Origin of the sequence: Acidovorax delafieldii 2AN (assembly GCF_000175235.1) — a bacterium.
Taxonomy (GTDB): Bacteria; Pseudomonadota; Gammaproteobacteria; order Burkholderiales; family Burkholderiaceae_C; genus Acidovorax; species Acidovorax delafieldii_B.
The window spans coordinates 1-3,388 of the sequence record NZ_ACQT01000326.1; the positions used below are offsets into that span (position 1 = coordinate 1).

Here is a 3,388-nt window from a genome sequence, read left to right on the forward strand (position 1 = left end):
CTGCGACCGACTTGGCCTGCGCGCCGGCAGCGCTCGCGCCCGGGCGCAGCTCCACGAAGGTGGGCAGACCCAGCCGCTCTTCGCGCGACATGCGCTGCACGTTGGCGGGCAGGGCCTGTGCGGACTTGGGCCGTGCAGCTGCGGGCGCATCGCCCAACGCGTCAATCGGAGCCAGATCGCGCGCGTAGGCCAGCGGCAGAGCCAGGGTGGCGGCGCACGCCAAAACCTGCGCCCAACGTGGCCGCGGGAGCCAAGAAAGTGTTGGCATGGTAAATATCGCTATTTTTTTAATAGCTGCATGCGCTCTACGGATGAGCGCTGCAGGGCAAAAAGCCCCAAATACCAGATCAGGGGCGCGCCATCGTAGCCGCTAGTGGCTTTTTTTACAATGTTTTTTGCGCACTGAAGGGGGCGCGCGCCTAGCGTGGCGTGGCGCGCTGCAGCAGCAACAAACGCACCGGCTCTGGAATGGGTGCGGGCCGTTGCTCGGCGCGGCTCACGAAGACAATGCCCACCTTGCCGCGCGCCACCTCGCGGCCTTGGGTCTTCTCCGACATACGGAAGATCAGGTCGAAACCGTAGCGGTTGAAATCGGCCGGCAGCATCTCCACACACAGGGTTTCGCCATGGAAGGCTTCCGACTTGTACTGGGCCACGATATCGCCCACCACGGTGGAGAAACCCGCCACGTCCGCCTCGCGGTAGCCCAGCGACTGAAAGAAACGCACGCGCGCCTCGGAAACCAGGCTGAGCAATTGCGCGTTGTCCAGGTGCCCGCCCTGGTTCACGTGGCTGATGTAGATCTGCATTTCGGTCGAGAAAGCGAAATGCGCGGGAAGATCGAAAACGATGCGGGCCATGGCGTGAGCGGTGTGCAAGGAAGAAGGAAAGAGCGGCCATCGGCAGCCGAGCGGAGCATGCGCCTGGTCGTGGGGGCGCGCCGCAGAAAAACTACAACGCCTTGCGCAGATTGGCCGGCGCGATCTTGAGGGCCTCGCGGTATTTGGCCACCGTGCGGCGCGCGCACTCGATGCCCTGCTCCTTGAGCATCTCGGCGATCTGGCTGTCGGACAGCGGCTTGGAAGGGCTTTCTGCCGCAACGAACTGCTTGATGAGGGCACGCACGGCGGTGCTCGAGGCGTTGCCCCCCGTCTCGGTGCCCAGGCCCGAGCCAAAGAAATACTTGAGCTCGTAGGTGCCGATGGGCGTGGCCATGTACTTGGCGGTGGTCACGCGGCTGATGGTGGATTCGTGCAGGCCCAGCTCGTCGGCAATGTCGCGCAGCACCAGCGGGCGCATGGCCAGCTCGCCATGGGTGAAGAAGTTCTTCTGCCGCTCGACGATGGCACGCGAGACGCGCAGGATGGTGTCGAAGCGTTGCTGGATGTTCTTGATGAACCAGCGCGCCTCCTGCAGGCGCTGCTGCATGCCCTGGTGGCCCTCGCCACCCTTGTGGCCGCGCAACGCTCCGGCGTAGATGTCGTGCACGCGCAGGCGCGGCATCACGTCGGGGTTGAGCGAGACGATGAAGTTGTGCTGGCCACTTGGGCCATTGGCGCGGCCGGCTTTGCGCACGATCACATCGGGCACGATGATGTTGCGTTCCACGTCGGCGAAACGGCGCCCCGGGCGCGGTTCCAGGCGCGCGATGAGCGCCATGGCGGCGCGGGTGCGCTCCTCGCCGGCGCTGCCGCCTTCGCTGCATGCCTGCGTCAGGCGGCGCACATCGCGCCGGGCCAGCAATTCGAGCGGCTGCTGGCAAATGCGCAGCGCGGTCTGCACGACCGCCGGGTCGGCGGCGCCGTCGCGCGCCAGCGCGGAGAGTTGCAGCGTGAGGCATTCGGCCAGATTGCGTGCGCCCACGCCCACGGGCTCGAGGTTCTGCAGCAGGCGCAAGGCCACGGTGAAGCGGTGCACCAGCTCGTCGATCTGCGCGAGGTCATCCGGGCCGGCCAGGCTGATGGCCAGGTCGGCCAGCGGCTCTTCGAGGTATCCGTCGTCGTTGAGCGATTCGATCAAGAACCGCAATGCGGCGCTGTCGATTTCAGACAGGCGCAGCGCCAGCGCCTGCCGGTGCAGGAAGGCCGTGAGCGATTCGTGCGAGCGGGCCAGTTCGGTGGCGTCGGCCTCGTCGCCATCGGCGTCGTTGCGGTTGCGCGCCGGGGCATCGCCGCCCCACTCGGAGTCGTTGGGCGCCATCTCCACCGTGCCGTCGCCGCTCCAGTCGGGCTCGTCCGCAGCGGTGCCCGGGTTTTCGGACTCGATCGGCGCTTCTGCGCTTGTGGCACTTGCGCCAACAGCTCCTGAATACATAGCATCATCGGCGCTGTAATCATCGGGCTGCGCAGGCGTATCGGCGGCATCCAGGCCGAATTCCTCGCGCGGGGCTTCGTCGGCCGCACGTTCGAGGAAGGGGTTCTCGTCGAGCATCTGCTCCACTTCCTGCGAGAGCTCCAGCGTGGACAACTGCAGCAGCCGGATGGACTGTTGCAATTGCGGGGTGAGCGACAGGTGCTGCGAGACGCGTAGCGAAAGACCGGGCTTCATCACATCCTGAAGTGTTCGCCCAGATACACCCGCCGCACCTCGGCGTTGTCGACGATTTCCGAAGGGGTGCCCTGGGCCAGGACGCGGCCATCGCTGATGATGAATGCGTGGTCGCAAATGCCCAGCGTCTCACGCACGTTGTGGTCGGTGATCAGCACGCCGATGCCGCGCGCCTTGAGAAAACCGATGATGCGCTGGATTTCGATGACGGCAATGGGGTCGATGCCCGCAAAGGGTTCGTCCAGCAGGATGAAGCGCGGCTGCGTGGCCAGCGCACGCGCGATCTCGACCCGGCGGCGCTCGCCGCCCGACAAGGCAAGGGCCGGCGATTCGCGCAGGTGGTCCACGCGCAACTCCTGCAGCAACGCGCCCAGGCGCTCGTCGATCACGGCCCGGGGCAGCGGGCGGCCATCTTCGCCGCGCTGCAATTCCAGCACGGCGCGCACGTTCTCTTCGACGGTGAGCTTGCGAAAGATCGATGCTTCCTGGGGCAGGTACGAAAGCCCCAGACGCGAGCGGCGATGGATGGGCATGTCGGCCACCGAATGGCCATCAATGCGGATGTCGCCACCGTCGCAGCGCACCAGCCCCACGATCATGTAGAACGAGGTGGTCTTGCCCGCGCCGTTGGGCCCGAGCAAACCCACCACTTCGCCTTTTTGCACCACCAGCGACACGTCCTTGACGACCTTGCGGCTGCCGTAGGACTTCTCGAGGTGCTCGACCTCCAGCCGGCTGCCGGCCTGGGTCTCGGGGCCTGGGTTCACAGCCGGCGCACTCACTTGGACGGACCGCCGAGGGATGGGCTGGGCCGCAGCGCCGGGCCGCTGGCCGCGGGGGC

4 protein-coding genes are annotated in these 3,388 nt (G+C 66.4%); all 4 read right to left on the bottom strand.

Going from position 1 to position 3,388, the window contains the following annotated elements:
- A partial coding sequence (locus tag ACDELDRAFT_RS20440; protein WP_040330137.1) for a hypothetical protein occupies positions 1 to 223 on the bottom strand: 223 nt, incomplete at its 3' end.
- 196 nt (positions 224 to 419) lie between these two features.
- Positions 420 to 860 carry an acyl-CoA thioesterase gene (locus ACDELDRAFT_RS20445; RefSeq protein WP_005799983.1) on the bottom strand — a complete coding sequence of 147 codons (441 nt, stop codon included), beginning with the start codon at positions 858 to 860 and terminating at the stop codon, positions 420 to 422.
- Between the two features lie 91 nt (positions 861 to 951).
- A complete protein-coding gene (locus ACDELDRAFT_RS20450; protein WP_005799984.1) occupies positions 952 to 2,547 on the bottom strand; it encodes an RNA polymerase factor sigma-54 in 1,596 nt (531 codons plus the stop codon).
- Positions 2,547 to 3,329: an LPS export ABC transporter ATP-binding protein gene (gene lptB / locus ACDELDRAFT_RS20455; RefSeq protein ID WP_050784216.1), complete on the bottom strand. Its 783-nt coding sequence runs from the start codon at positions 3,327 to 3,329 to the stop codon at positions 2,547 to 2,549. Before lptB ends, ACDELDRAFT_RS20450 begins: the two co-directional genes overlap by 1 nt.
- Positions 3,330 to 3,388 lie beyond the last annotated feature (59 nt).

Excerpts from the sequence above, each read along its gene's own strand:
- ACDELDRAFT_RS20445 (WP_005799983.1), bottom strand. The coding sequence starts at position 860 with ATGGCCCGCATCGTTTTCGATCTTCCCGCGCATTTCGCTTTCTCGACC.
- ACDELDRAFT_RS20450 (WP_005799984.1), bottom strand. The coding sequence starts at position 2,547 with ATGAAGCCCGGTCTTTCGCTACGCGTCTCGCAGCACCTGTCGCTCACC.